The organism is Vibrio sp. 10N.286.52.C3, from assembly GCF_041468865.1.
Classification (GTDB): Bacteria; Pseudomonadota; Gammaproteobacteria; order Enterobacterales; family Vibrionaceae; genus Vibrio; species Vibrio crassostreae_C.
This window is the reverse complement of sequence record NZ_JBFRJM010000024.1, coordinates 1-13,511: the sequence shown is the minus strand read 5'-3', so window position 1 is coordinate 13,511 and position 13,511 is coordinate 1. Positions and strand designations below refer to the sequence as shown.

The 13,511-nt window shown below is 45.7% G+C and carries 12 protein-coding genes; 7 read left to right on the top strand and 5 right to left on the bottom strand.

Going from position 1 to position 13,511, the window contains the following annotated elements:
* Window positions 1-2 precede the first annotated feature (2 nt).
* Complete coding sequence (locus AB4138_RS09885) at window positions 3-1,040, top strand: fumarylacetoacetate hydrolase family protein (RefSeq protein ID WP_372102637.1); 1,038 nt, start codon at window positions 3-5, stop codon at window positions 1,038-1,040.
* 38 nt (window positions 1,041-1,078) lie between these two features.
* Complete coding sequence (gene maiA, locus AB4138_RS09880) at window positions 1,079-1,768, top strand: maleylacetoacetate isomerase (RefSeq protein ID WP_372102635.1); 690 nt, start codon at window positions 1,079-1,081, stop codon at window positions 1,766-1,768.
* Window positions 1,769-2,021: 253 nt separating this feature from the next.
* Here maiA and AB4138_RS09875 read toward each other — a convergent pair whose 3' ends face one another.
* From AB4138_RS09875 to murQ, 4 genes are read right to left on the bottom strand one after another with little or no spacing between them, the layout of a single operon-like run.
* Complete coding sequence (locus AB4138_RS09875) at window positions 2,022-3,014, bottom strand: OmpG family monomeric porin (RefSeq protein ID WP_136982537.1); 993 nt, start codon at window positions 3,012-3,014, stop codon at window positions 2,022-2,024.
* 21 nt (window positions 3,015-3,035) lie between these two features.
* Window positions 3,036-4,931, bottom strand: coding sequence for a glycoside hydrolase family 3 protein (locus AB4138_RS09870; RefSeq protein ID WP_136982555.1), 1,896 nt, complete (start codon window positions 4,929-4,931; stop codon window positions 3,036-3,038).
* Window positions 4,932-4,943: 12 nt separating this feature from the next.
* Window positions 4,944-6,395, bottom strand: a complete 1,452-nt coding sequence (gene murP, locus AB4138_RS09865) for a PTS N-acetylmuramic acid transporter subunit IIBC (RefSeq protein WP_372305838.1) — start codon at window positions 6,393-6,395, stop codon at window positions 4,944-4,946.
* Between the two features lie 28 nt (window positions 6,396-6,423).
* Window positions 6,424-7,326, bottom strand: a complete 903-nt coding sequence (gene murQ / locus AB4138_RS09860; protein WP_136982536.1) for an N-acetylmuramic acid 6-phosphate etherase — start codon at window positions 7,324-7,326, stop codon at window positions 6,424-6,426.
* 227 nt (window positions 7,327-7,553) lie between these two features.
* Here murQ and AB4138_RS09855 point away from each other — a divergent pair, with 227 nt between their 5' ends.
* Window positions 7,554-8,408 carry an SIS domain-containing protein gene (locus AB4138_RS09855; RefSeq protein ID WP_017065115.1) on the top strand — a complete coding sequence of 285 codons (855 nt, stop codon included), beginning with the start codon at window positions 7,554-7,556 and terminating at the stop codon, window positions 8,406-8,408.
* 47 nt (window positions 8,409-8,455) lie between these two features.
* On the opposite strand, the gene AB4138_RS09850 is transcribed toward AB4138_RS09855, so the two are convergent.
* A complete protein-coding gene (locus AB4138_RS09850; RefSeq protein WP_372126679.1) occupies window positions 8,456-10,495 on the bottom strand; it encodes an acetoacetate--CoA ligase in 2,040 nt (679 codons plus the stop codon).
* A gap of 199 nt (window positions 10,496-10,694) precedes the next feature.
* On the opposite strand from AB4138_RS09850, the gene phhA reads away from it, so the two are divergent.
* The 4 genes from phhA to AB4138_RS09830 form a co-directional block, all read left to right on the top strand.
* Complete coding sequence (phhA, locus tag AB4138_RS09845) at window positions 10,695-11,489, top strand: phenylalanine 4-monooxygenase (protein ID WP_372305835.1); 795 nt, start codon at window positions 10,695-10,697, stop codon at window positions 11,487-11,489.
* Window positions 11,479-11,817 carry a 4a-hydroxytetrahydrobiopterin dehydratase gene (locus AB4138_RS09840; protein WP_017065112.1) on the top strand — a complete coding sequence of 113 codons (339 nt, stop codon included), beginning with the start codon at window positions 11,479-11,481 and terminating at the stop codon, window positions 11,815-11,817. Before phhA ends, AB4138_RS09840 begins: the two co-directional genes overlap by 11 nt.
* Before the next feature lie 141 nt (window positions 11,818-11,958).
* Complete coding sequence (locus tag AB4138_RS09835; protein WP_136974000.1) at window positions 11,959-13,059, top strand: Fic family protein; 1,101 nt, start codon at window positions 11,959-11,961, stop codon at window positions 13,057-13,059.
* Between the two features lie 246 nt (window positions 13,060-13,305).
* The coding region (locus AB4138_RS09830; RefSeq protein WP_372305831.1) for a hypothetical protein at window positions 13,306-13,511 on the top strand (206 nt) is incomplete at its 3' end.

Here is a 13,511-nt window from a genome sequence, read left to right as displayed (position 1 = left end):
GGATGAAATTAGCAACCAAGAAAAATGGCACTCGCGACGGTCTATTGATGGTCGTAAGTAAAGATCTTAAACAATGTGTAGCTGCCACCGAAATTTTCCATGCGATGCATCTAGCGCCAACCATGCAGGTAGCATTGGATAACTGGGACAGCGTGGCTTCTCAGTTACAAGAGTTATACACCTCGTTAAACAACGGGCATGTGACTGGCAGTGAAGTGTTTGCATCTCAGTATTGTGAATCACCTCTGCCACGCGCATATCAATGGGCGGATGGCAGTGCTTATGTAAACCATGTTGAACTGGTGCGTAAGGCGCGTGGTGCTGAAATGCCAGAAAGCTTCTGGGTTGATCCATTAATGTATCAAGGCGGCTCAGATGCGTTTATCGGCCCTTGTGACAATATCGAATTTGCCAGCGACGAGTGGGGCATCGATTTCGAAGGTGAGGTTGCGATTGTCACCGGTGATGTGCCTATGGGCGCTAGTGCTAAGCAGGCGCATGATTCGATTCGTCTGCTGATGTTAGTGAATGATGTGTCGCTGCGCGGCTTAATTCCGGCAGAGCTCGCCAAGGGCTTTGGCTTCTTCCAATCTAAGCCTTCTTCGGCGTTCTCTCCGGTTGCGGTAACACCTGATGAGCTTGGCGAGCAATGGAAAGGCAGTAAGGTACATTTACCGTTGATATCGACCTACAACGACCAGCCTTTTGGTTGTCCGAATGCCGGTGTAGATATGACCTTCAATTTTGCAGAGTTGGTTGTGCATGCAGCTAAAACTCGACCATTATCGGCAGGCGCGATCATAGGTTCAGGCACGGTATCGAATAAGCAAGGCACTGACCACGGCACCTCAATTGCCGAGGGCGGCGTGGGCTATTCATGCATTGCCGAGGTGCGCATGATTGAGACGATTCGCGATGGCAAACCTTCGACTCAATTCATGTCGTTTGGCGACTCGATTCGCCTAGAGATGTTTGATACGGCGGGTGATTCCATTTTTGGTGCGATTGACCAAAAAGTTAGCCAATATCGAGCGTTATAGCCCATATTATAAAGATTCAGCTCGAGCGAGATCATTGTATGAATCAGAACATGACACTTTATGGTTACTGGCGCTCTTCGGCCGCCTATCGGGTGCGTATTGGATTGAACCTAAAGCAACTCAACTATGAGTCTAAATCGGTGCATTTGGTGCGTAATGGCGGCGAGCAGCATGATCCACAATATCGCGAGCTCAATGCCAGTGAATTAGTGCCGGTGCTGGTGGATGGTGAAGTTAAACTCAATCAGTCGCTGACTATTTTGCAATACTTGGATGAAAGATATTTATGTGAGAGCAGCCCAGACTCCTTGTTGATTCCCGAGCAAACACCATTGCGCTATCAAGCGTTGGCAATGGCGCAGGATATTGCGATAGAAATTCACCCTCTCAATAACCTTCGTGTGTTGCAGTATTTGGAGCGAGAGTTGTCGTGTGAGCAAGAGGCGAAAATAGACTGGCTTCACTATTGGATGAGCCAAGGTTTTTCGGCATTAGAAGAGAAGCTTTCTAAGCATCGTCAAACATACGCTGATTCAGTTTATAGCCTCACCGATTCACCATGCATTGTCGATATTTGCTTGGTGCCACAGGTGTATAATGCGCTGCGCTTTGGCGTTGATATGTCGCCTTATCCGCTGATTAACTCAATTGTCGAAGCGTGCAATCAGTTACCTGCTTTTATTGAGGCGATGCCAGAGAATCAAGCGGATGCGAATGATTCCATGTAGATTCACTGATGTAAACGCAAATACTTTTCCCTTACGCTACCAAAACCGTTTTTGGACTATTCTGTTCTAGCCTGATTGCTCATTTAGCAATATACGAATATCTTCACGTATTGGAAAGTCGCTTGATTGAGTGTGCAGTTTTATTGGTGCAGATTAGTATCAATGAAACGGGAGAAGTCATGATCATTAGTATACCAACCGGAGAACGCGCCTCCGGTTGGTATGTTGTTACATCGAAAATATAATCAAGCTGTTACCACTTATACTTCCAACCCGCTTGAGCTAGATAGAATTTCTGGCTGTTGTCTGAACCACTGGTTAGGCCCGCAGACTTAGACTCATCCCACTTGGTTTCTTCGTAAGCCATACCTACCCACAACGTTGATTTAGGGCTCAGTTTATAGTCGATATTCAAACCTAAACGCAGCCCGTCGTCTGTCTCATTGACGACGTTGTAGTTGTTTGACGCATCATAGATTTTCTCGTTGATGAAGTAGCGGAAATAAGGCATCACGCTCCATTTGTCATTAATTTTAGTTGGGAAGTACCCACGAATCTGGTTTTGTTCCCAGTTCTTGTTTTGGTCGTTATCCCAAGTCCAATCGGTGTATAGGTAGACTTTTGCTGTGAAACTATCACTGTGTTTATACGCAAAACCATGCTCCGCTTCCCACTCGTAATCGTTCTCTCCTACGAAGCGATCATAGTAGTAAAACGCATCCCAGTAAGAGAATGAGAGTTTATCGGTGATCTTAAACTCACCACTAGGCATTATCCAGTACAGGTTGTGGCTGCCACGAGCATCTGTTCCCGGTGCAGAGTCGTTAGATTCTTTTCGGTATGTAGCGTTCAGATTAAAGACCACATCATCGTTGCGAACTAAGTTACGAGTCGCACCAATCTGAGTACGGTTTCGTTGAAACGAGTTATCTGTGTTATTTAGATCCTCAGTGATCGAACGGCGCGCCACTTTATGTTCAAGAAAATAGCTCCATTTGGAGTTAGGGCTATTAATGAATAGCTGTGCGACTGGGGTGAGTTTGTCTATCACTGCATTGCCATCAGGGTCTCTGTGCCCTTCAAACTTTTCCATTTCCATGTAAATGTTCGACGCAACGTTCCACTCAGAGGTAAAGTTTTGGGTTAGCTCTTCCGTTTCAACTTTTACGGCGTTGTCTTCAGTCGCAAGCGCGAGACTAGGTAGAAGCAGTGCTAGTAGGGTAGCTCCAGACTTTTTATTTATCATTTTTATTATTCCTAGGACGAATTATTGGTAGTTCACTGAATGGCCGAATGGGTAAATAACGTCACCGTTGTCATTTTTTACATCTACTGGAAGAGTTCCTGTTGGTGCGTTCAGAGGCAGTCCCGTTTGAGGGTTTAAAAACAAGGTGCGAATACCAGAGCTAATGTTTGCTTCAAGTGAATTGCGGTCATTGTTGGTCACGTCGAACCCTGTGATACCGTAAATAGCGATGTTCGCTTGTACACCGTCTACATGGGCAATGTCGTAAGGATTACGCGTTGAAATCATCACCAGTTTTTTGCCTTCAGCGTTCGCGATATCTACGATTTTCTGAGCATTTGCCGCGTGGCCCATTAGGTTGTATGTCGACATGATAATCAGATCGGACTTTACAATGGTGCTACGAAGCTCATTTTCATTTAAGTTATCTTCCATTAATGCCGCTTTCTGCTCGCTAATGAACATTGGGTGATTACCTGTCTCTTGTTTCACAACGTTCAGGTACTTGGTTACAAGTGCATTGCGGCTATCTTCATCAGAAATAACTAGGATATTGCTGGCTTCACTTGGATCGACAGGCAATACATTATTTTGGTTTTCAATAAGCGTGATTGATGCATCAGCGACCTTTTTCTCTTCAAGTTTGTTCGCTTCAGAGCCTACTGAGTCGATGGCAAACTGTTTGTCTGTGGTTTGGTAAATCAGACCCATTTGAAGCTTTTTCTTTATAACGCGAGTTGCGGCTTCTTTCATACGCTCAAGGAACTCTGGATTGGTTTCCATTTTGTCTTCTAGGTAGACAAATAGGCTTTCCAACTGTTTGATTTCATCTCGGTTGGTAATTTGAAGCGGCATCAAAGCAATATCAGCACCGGCGTAAAGTGAAGCGTGAACTGCGTAGTTGCGATCAAAGTTGTCAGCGATGGCCCCCATATCGAGCGCATCGGTCACAATTAGCCCATCAAAGCCAATTTTGTCACGTAAAACCCCAGTCAAAATAGGTTTGGAGAACGTTGCAGGGATTAGCATTTCTTTGTCACTTAAGGTCGCTTGGATCATAGTGTCATCCACGCTTGGTAGCGTCACGTGCGCTGACATTATGGAATCGGTACCGTGCTCAATCGCGTACTTAAATGGAGCGAGGTCGATCGCTTCCCACTCTTCTCGTGAGTAGCTGACTTCTGGTAAATCGTAGTGTGAATCGACGCTCACGTTGCCATGCCCAGGAAAGTGCTTCAGTGCACTGATCACGCCAGCTTCATGAATACCATCCATGTAGGCGGTAGACATTTCATTGATCACATCAACATTGCTGCTGTACGAGCGCACACCAATGATCGGGTTGTTCTGGTTCACATTGACATCAACCACAGGGCCGAAGTTGTAGTTAATGCCTAAAGCGGACAGCTCTGAGCCGTGAATCTTGCCAGCAACGTAAGCATTGTTCGCGTCACCAGAGGCAGCTAGCGCCATGTTTCCTGGCATCTCTGTGCCATTCTGCAATCGAGTGACGTAACCGCCTTCTTGGTCAGTCGCGATGAGAAGAGGTAGGTTACTGCTCGCCTCTTGCAAGGCATCAGTGAACTCGACGATTTGATTCGAATTCACTAGATTTTGGCGAAATAGAATTACACCGCCGATATGGTAGTCGGTGATCATCGAGCTTATGTCATGGTTAATTCGAGTTACAGGGATCTCTTCATCGGTGTATGGGTCTTTGCCCCACGAGCGAAAATCCATCATCAATGTTTGACCGATTAACTCTCTGTTATTCATCGTACTTACGACGCTTTCAGCGTATTTTTCTGGTTGTTGCTGGTACTGCTCTAGGTCTTGATTACTGAATTTATTCATGCCACTCGAACAACCCACAACAGACAATACTACTGTACTCAAAATGATCTTATTCAATTTCATCACTGCTTTTACCTAAGTTAAATCAACGTTTTTGGAACCAAACATGTACGTAGCAAAGAAACCCACGACATACGAAATAAGAAGACCAATAACAAACACCGCCATCCCTGCAAAAATACCGCTGTTGGAAGTCATTAATGGCACAGCGACGATACCCGATGGGCCAAACACTGTATTTAAACCGACTGGCATCCCTAAGTAAGAGACCAATCCAATAAAGAACCCGCCTGCTGCACCGCCAATACAAGCGGTAACAAACGGTTTTACTCGTGGAAGTGTGACGCCGTAAATCAGCGGCTCACCTATACCCAACAAACCAGGCACAATAGCCCCTTTGACTTGAGTGCGAAGAAGAGAGTCTTTTTGGGCTTTGAAGTACAACGCCATTGACGCGCCGACCTGACCGCCACCCGCCATCGCCAAGATTGGGAACAGAGAGTTAAAGCCTTGCGCTTCCATAAGTGCAAAATAGACAGGAACAAACCCTTGGTGAATACCAAACACGACAGAGATAAGAAATAGGCCAGCCAGTAAAGCGGCACCAAATGGGTTGTCGTTTAAGTTAAGGAATAACCAAGACATGCCTTTGAACAACTCGCCACCAATCGGCATGATCAACAAGTAGGTGACCGCGCCCATAATGAGAAGCGTGACGACAGACGTTAGGATCATATCGAGGTCATCGGGCATGTATTTTCGAACCAGTTTCTCTACGTAAGCACCGGTGATTGCCGCGAGTAATACCCCAATGATGTTGCCACGCGGGTCGATAGAGAATCCGAAAAACTCATTCATCCCTGAGTAGACGCCGGACGTGGCGGTTGGGTCATATCCCAAGACGAACAGTGAAGCCAGAATCGCCCCGTTAACGCCAGAGCCGCCAAAGGCTTGCTGGGCGTTATAGCCAATCAGAATGCTCAAAAAGGCAAAAAGGCCGGTACCAAATACTTTCATGTAGGCAACAAGGTCTAACAGCGACTTGCTTGGTTCTTGATCGATAATGTAGGTCTGCTCAAGTAAGGTTGCAAAACCAAGCAACAGACCCGCCGCGATAAAGCCAGGGATTAAGGGGGTAAAGATGGTAGCGAACTTACTAAGAAATCGCTGTACTCCACTGGTGTGCTTGCTTTTCATTTGCTTTTTTTGTTCAGCCGCAACCGTAGACAAATCTTCCTCTGCATTAGTTTGTTTTACGGTCGCTTCAGGCTGCTCAAGCATCAAGCTGTTCATCAGCTCAGAAGCTTGTTGCGCTTTACCTGGCCCAAGAATGATCTGAAGTTGTTCGTCACTCTCTACCACACCCAGAACGCCTGGGGTTTTCTTGATGGTATCCAGAGACGCTTGATTGATGTCTACGAGGGCTAAACGTAAGCGGGTCATGCAGTTCCCACATTTACGAATGTTGCCACTGCCGCCAACGGCCAACAGTAAAGCTTCAATCATGGTAGGCGTTATTTTTGCCATTTGAATTACCTTTTATAACTGAATTTAATTATTCGTCGGCGAGTGCAGTTCGGATGAAACCACCGCTTTTATTGAGTCGTGCACAGGCTTCTTCGGCGCTGATGCCAGCCAAAATCATGAGAATTGCGGTTTTGCAGTTGTTATTACAAGCGTTAAGCGCATATTCAGCGTGTTTGCTGTCAACTCCGGTTGCTTCAATAACAATGTTGATTTGACGTTGGACGAGTTTGGCGTTGGTCGCCTCTACATCAACCATCAAATTTCCAAACACTTTCCCACTGCGGATCATGGCGCCGCTGGTCAACTTATTGAGAACCAATTTCTGAGCGGTACCGGCCTTCATTCTTGATGACCCAGTCACCACTTCAGGGCCGACAACTGGAGTAATCGCAATGTCTTCGGAATTTGCCATTGGAGATCCGGGGTTACATGAAATTGACACAGTGGTCGCTCCGATGAATCGAGCATAGGTGAGGCCACCCAACACATATGGAGTTCGACCGCTCGCGGCTATTCCGACGACTACGTCTGACTCTGTTAGCGCCAACGATTTTAAATCTGCTTGTGCGAGCGCAGGATCATCTTCCGCGTTCTCTACAGCTTTTAAGATGGCTTGGTGCCCGCCAGCAATAACGCCAATGACTTGTTCAGGGCTCGTGCCATAAGTCGGTGGGCATTCGCTTGCATCTAAAATGCCTAAGCGCCCAGAAGTGCCAGCGCCGATGTAGATTAATCGGCCACCTTTTGCAAAAGCACTTGTGATCGCGTCAACGGCTTTTGCAATGTGAGGAAGGACTTCTTCTACGGCTAACGCAACACGTTGGTCTTCTTTGTTGATGACGGCTAGCATGTCAATTGTTGATAGCTTATCAATGTCTGCGCTTGCAGGATTGCGGCTCTCTGTAACCAAACGGTTCAAATCGATCTTCATTACTTGTTCTCTTACCCAATACAAACTGAGGGCGATACTAAAGAATAAAATATTCCGTTTGAGTGATAAAAATCACAGTTAGAGTTATTCTGAAGTGGTGATTTAGGTGGAATAATTGTGATAAATTTATACTAAATCCCAGGCATTCCGACTTAATTGGCGGTTTGAACTGAATATTAATTATTCCTCATTGGGAATATTTTATTCTAAAATAATCGAGGTGAAATGTGTCAGTCGTGAATAAAATTGTCAGCCGTCGTACTCAGCTCTCTGCCAATGCGAGAAAAATTGCGGATTGGATAACATCAAATGTGGAACAGGCAGCCTCATTGACAAGCCAAGAACTGGCGCAAGCGACCAACGTGAGTCAATCAAGTATCGTGAAATTTACGCAGCGAATTGGTTTTAAAGGCTACAGTGAATTCAAGTTAGCGCTGACGGAGGATATAGGTCGAAAGCACGCCATTCAAACCACCCCACTGCACAGTAATATTCTGGCCGATGACCCATTCAGCGTTATTTCTCAAAAGCTTGTGCAAGAAAAAACCGATGCGATGATCCAGACAACCAATGCGCTGTCACTTGATACCTGCACGGAAGCTATTCGACTGTTAGATGGTGCCAATAGAGTGCAAGTCGTGGGTATTGGAGGCTCAGCACTCACGGCAAAAGAGTTTAGCTTTAAATTGCTGAAATTAGGCATTACCGCTTTAGCAGAACAAGACAGTCACGTTCAGATAGCGATAGCCCGTACGCTTACCCCGCAAGATGTCCAAGTTGTTATTTCGTTTTCAGGGGAAAGAAAAGATGTGTTAATCGCCGCAGAAACAGCAAAGGAGCAAGGTGTTAAGGTCATCGCTCTTACCTCCGCTCGTAAAAGTAAACTTCGAAGCATCGCGGATTTATCCTTTGATACGATTGCTGATGAAAGCCAATACCGAAGTTCATCGATAGCATCCCGAACAGCTCAAAACATTATTACTGATTTGCTGTTCATTGCATTAGTGAAGCAAAGAGATGAATCAGCAAGACAGCTTATTGATGACATCAACTCAGATATTCGTCAGGTTTCGCATAGATAACTGGTTACTTTACTTTCTTCTAGTTTGGATTTTTTGAGATAGGAACACTAAAGCGAAACAACACTCTTTATCTCTTCCAAAACCTCGGCGTTAGCGATAGCCCCGAGGTTTTCTACATTTTTGCCATTGATCACCTGTTTCACAGCCAACTCCACCAGTTTGCCAGAGCGTGTTTTTGGCACGTCGCTGATCGCAAATATCTGGCTTGGCACGTGTCTTGGCGAACAAGAGGATTTGAGTTTGCTTTTGATGGCTGTCAGTAACTTTTCATCTAAACTCACACCTTGCTGCAGCTGAACAAACAGCCATACCTGTTCATTGCGGTCGATGTTTTTACCGACTGCTATCGAATCGATGATGCCGTCAATGGTGTTCACTTGCTGGTAGATCTCGGCAGTCCCAATTCTTACCCCACCGGGGTTGAGGGTGGTGTCGCCTCGACCGTAGAACAGGTAGCCACCATGCACGCTCTGTGCGACTTCATCACCGTGATGCCACACATTATCGAACCTATCCCAATAGGTGCTGTGATAGCGCTCTCCGGTGTCATTCCAAAAGCCAGCGGGGAAGTTGGGTAGGGAGTTTGTACACACCAGTTCGCCACGTTCATGATTAACCTTGTGGCCAGACGAATTGAACACTTTGATGTCGACGCCGAGCCCGGCCTGTTGGCACTCACCGCGATACACTGGCGAGATGGGATTACCTAAAACAAAGCAGCCACAAATATCTGTCCCTCCAGAAATTGAGGCTAAATGCAGGTCTTGCTTGATGTGTTTGTAGACGTAATCGAACTGTTCTGGATAAAGCACAGAACCGGTCGAGCACAGTGTTCTTAAGTGAGGAAGAGAGTGACTGTCGATCGGCGAGAGTTCTGCCTTCTCAATCGCTTCTAGATACTTGGCTGAGGTGCCAAATGTCGATACGTCTGCACGCTGTGCCAAGTCCCACAGTACATTGGGTTGCGGATAAACCGGGCTACCATCAAAGATCACCAAACAAGCACCGCTCGCGAGCGCAGATACGTGCCAGTTCCACATCATCCAACCACAAGTGGTGTAGTAGAACACGCGATCTCTCGGTTTAATATCGCAATGAAGCTGATGCTCTTTTAGGTGGTTGATGGTAGTGCCACCAACCGAGTGAACAATACACTTTGGCTTTCCGGTGGTACCGGAGGAATAGAGCACGAACAACGGTTCATTGAAGCCGACACGAGTAAATCGAAGAGGTTTTGTCTGATAGTGATTAATGATGCTGTGCCAGCTTAGAATCGACACATCATGTTCAACTTTTTTCTTCTCTAAATCGCTCTTCTCTAAGTCATTACTCGGTTTCAAATAACCGATCTCACACACCTGTTTTAATTCGTTTAAGTGTTCGATGATTTCACGGTTCTTGCCCGCCATATCGAACGTTTTGCCATTGAAGGTGTAACCGTCACAGGTGAACAGCACCTTAGGTTTCACCTGTCCGAATCGCTCAATCACACTCTCTACTCCAAAATCAGGCGAGGTCGATGTCCAAATCGCGCCTAAGCTGGTGGCGGCTAGCATGGCTATCACGGTTTGTGGCAGATAGGGAGTATACGCAGCAACTATATCACCTTGTTTCACTCCGCTATCGACAAGCCATTGCTGAACACTAGAGACAGCTTCACACAGGGTTTCCCATGTATAACTCTGTTGTTCGCCACGTTCATTCTCAAACCAAATCGCAAGCTCATCAGGCATGGTGTGTGCCAAACGCAGCAAGTTCTCGGCGTAGTTTACTTGTGCATTGGGAAACCAAACCGCATCACGGTTCGATTTAGGCTGCTGCCAGCGGCTCCCACCTTGAGCTTTGATGGTCTCGCTTTCTGCCTTGTTAATAGAGTCTTGTGAGCCGACTACTCCACAAAACTGCCACACGTTTTGCCAAAACGATTCCGGCTGAACTACAGACCATTGGTGGAGTTCGGCATAGTTTTTTACGTCCCTATCTAGGTTTAACCAAGACTGTTCAAGGCTATCGATGAATCGGGTTAAGTTGGCATTGGCGATACGCTGCTCGCTTGGCTGCCAAATGGGCTTATTGCTTTCGTGCATTCCTTTACCTTTAACAAAAAGTTAACGTTTTCAGTCTGGTATTTAGGTTTTACAAAGTCAAAAGTTCAGCAAAATAAGCGCTTGGTGGAATTGTGTAAATAAAATGTTACACGATCGCTTGTTTCGAAAAATCGCGCAAATTGGCGCTTATAAGGAGTGGAGATAGGCTTAAAGTGAGACATTCGAAAGGAGGTGTGTAATGACTCAATATCATTCTAAGCCCGTGAGCCAAGAGGGATGGGTTGAGTGGAGCCTCGAAGAAGATGCCATTTGGCACGACTTGGTGAAAAGGCAACTGGACGTCATTAGTGACCGCGCTTGCGATGCCTATTTGCACGGTCTGACCTTGCTGGATCTACCATTAGACAGAGTTCCCCAGCTGCCAGAGATGAATAAAGTGCTAATTGAAACAACCGGTTGGCAAGTTCAGCCTGTGCCTGCATTGATCGATTTCGACCGATTCTTTGATTTGCTCGCCAATAAGAAATTCCCAGTTGCGACATTTCTGAGAACGCGAGACGAGTTCGATTACTTACAAGAACCTGATTTCTTTCATGAAATTTTCGGCCATTGTGCCATGCTCACTAATGCCGATTTCGCGGCTTTCACTGAGCATTATGGAAAACTAGGCCAAGCCGCCACATCTAAACAGCGCGCTTATCTTGCCCGTTTGTATTGGTTTACGGTTGAGTTCGGTTTAGTAAAAGAAGGCCAACAACTGAAAATCTATGGCGGTGGCATTCTCTCGTCTCCGGCGGAAACTATGTATGCGTTGGGAGGGGATTTGGCCGTTCGCGAGCGGTTCGATCTGCAAACGGTTTTAAGAACGCCTTATCGTATCGACATCATGCAGCCGAAATATTACGTGATCGACGAGCTATCTGAGCTCTTTAAAATCAGTCAGGAAAACCTATTACAGCAAGCTGATCTCGCCATCGATGCGGGGTTACTACCACCACTTTTTGAACCCAAGGAACCAACACATGTTGAATGAACAAAAATGCGAAGCCTGCAGTATCGACGCGATTGCCCTAAGTGAAGATGAACAACAATCTTTACTGTTGGAGTTGTCAGACTGGCAGATCATCGAAAGAGACGGCATCCCGCAGCTTGAGAAAGTGTTTAAGTTTAAGAACTACAAGCAAGCATGGGCATTCAGCAACATAGTGTCAGAACTGGCAGAAGAAGAGTTCCACCATCCTTCGATCTTATTGGAGTGGGGCAAAGTCACCGTCACTTGGTGGAGCCACTCAATCAAAGGCCTGCACAAAAATGACTTCATCTGCGCCTCACGCTGCGATGTGTTCGCGGTGAGTGAATAGTTTTGTAGGTTAGGAGTTACTCTTGCAACCTCTGTGATGCGATTAACTCATTATTCGGCTCATAATGTGAGTTGAATAATTGCCTTAAACAGCTCATAGTATGAGTTGAATAAGTGATACTTTCGCATCATGGGGTGTAATATGTGGATTTGGCAGCAAGATAATTGGCCAAACTTTGTTTGGGATAATCAGAAAATAGGCGTGAGGTTAAGAGAAGTACGGCTTAATCAGGGCATTCTATTGGGCAAGATTACCTCACAGTCGGCAGATCAATCCCAAACCATGCTCGACACCTTATTAGCGAACATAGTCCATTCCAGTGCGATTGAGGGAGAAAAGCTTAATGCTTTCTCGGTCCGGTCTTCTTTAGCCAATAAACTCGGTGTCAGTGAAGATCGACCTTTTCCAACGACAGAACAAACCGATGGCCTAGCTGAAATTATGTTGGATGCGGTGCAGAACCTAACAGAGCCACTAGCGCTTGATAGGATCTTACATTGGCACGATAGACTGTTTCCTCAAGGCTACACCATGTTTAACCCTGTAATCGGAGGTCAGCTAAGAGGTGACACTCCCATGCAAGTGGTATCGGGAAGAATTGACCGTCCGACCGTACATTTTGAAGCGCCTAGCCGAGACATTCTTGATGCTGAGCTAGATACATTTATCAAATGGTTTAATGATTCACTTACCGACGCCACACTCGATCCTCTATTGCGAGCCGCAATCACTCACCTTTGGTTTATCACCTTACACCCGTTAGATGATGGTAATGGTCGTATTACTCGATTGTTGACCGACTTGGCGTTAGCACAGGCCGAGCAGCAGTCGGTACGCTTCTATGCGATGTCGGTGGGAATTCTCGCTAACCGCAAGCATTACTACGAGATATTGGAGCGAACCCAGAAAGGGGGACTCGATATTAGCGAATGGTTGATGTGGTTCTTAGATACGTTAGACGAGACGTTTACAGGGGTTTTCGCTGAGGTCGACCAAACTGTATATAAGACCAACTATTGGCGCAGCATCGACCAAACCAAGCTTACAGCGGAGCAAGTAAAAGTGCTGAATAGGATGCTCGATGGTGATTTTTCAGAAGGTATCAATGCCAGCCAATATCAGAAAGTAGCAAAGGTGAGCAGTGCCACAGCAACACGTCATTTGAATGCTTTGATTGAGCATGGCTGCTTAGTTAAATCTGGTTCTGGTGGCAGAAGCACGCGCTATCTGTTGCCTGAGTAGGGTTTATACACCCATATTCATTTCTATACTTAAAAGCTGCTAACGTTCAGAGTGAATGTTGACAGCTTTTTAGGTTTCCAATTTCATAATTTTATACAGTGAGTCATAGAGGTAATTAGACTTAACCATTAACCCAATAGAGGTGATGTTTAACTAATTGATTTTATTTAACTTGCTTTGAATGTTTCATCAATCACTTTAATATGTAGGCTGTATTTTGATTTTATGTCTTACATCAGAGGTCACATGCTCTATAAGTTCTTACCCTATGACAGAGTAGATGTTATAAGCGATTTAAGAATCCGATTTTCGCCGTTAGACTCTCTAAATGATCCATATGAAGCATTACCATCAATCGATTTGTCTAGTTTGAGAGAGCAAGAAGTATTGAAGGTGAATGATCGTTTAGACTCATTATGGGAGCGGACTGCCGAGGCTTTGTTTCCTAATTG

Coding starts and splice junctions, on each gene's coding strand:
- AB4138_RS09885 (WP_372102637.1), top strand. CDS start 3: ATGAAATTAGCAACCAAGAAAAATGGCACTCGCGACGGTCTATTGATG.
- maiA (WP_372102635.1), top strand. CDS start 1,079: ATGAATCAGAACATGACACTTTATGGTTACTGGCGCTCTTCGGCCGCC.
- AB4138_RS09875 (WP_136982537.1), bottom strand. CDS start 3,014: ATGATAAATAAAAAGTCTGGAGCTACCCTACTAGCACTGCTTCTACCT.
- AB4138_RS09870 (WP_136982555.1), bottom strand. CDS start 4,931: ATGAAATTGAATAAGATCATTTTGAGTACAGTAGTATTGTCTGTTGTG.
- murP (WP_372305838.1), bottom strand. CDS start 6,395: ATGGCAAAAATAACGCCTACCATGATTGAAGCTTTACTGTTGGCCGTT.
- murQ (WP_136982536.1), bottom strand. CDS start 7,326: ATGAAGATCGATTTGAACCGTTTGGTTACAGAGAGCCGCAATCCTGCA.
- AB4138_RS09850 (WP_372126679.1), bottom strand. CDS start 10,495: ATGCACGAAAGCAATAAGCCCATTTGGCAGCCAAGCGAGCAGCGTATC.
- phhA (WP_372305835.1), top strand. CDS start 10,695: ATGACTCAATATCATTCTAAGCCCGTGAGCCAAGAGGGATGGGTTGAG.
- AB4138_RS09840 (WP_017065112.1), top strand. CDS start 11,479: ATGTTGAATGAACAAAAATGCGAAGCCTGCAGTATCGACGCGATTGCC.
- AB4138_RS09835 (WP_136974000.1), top strand. CDS start 11,959: ATGTGGATTTGGCAGCAAGATAATTGGCCAAACTTTGTTTGGGATAAT.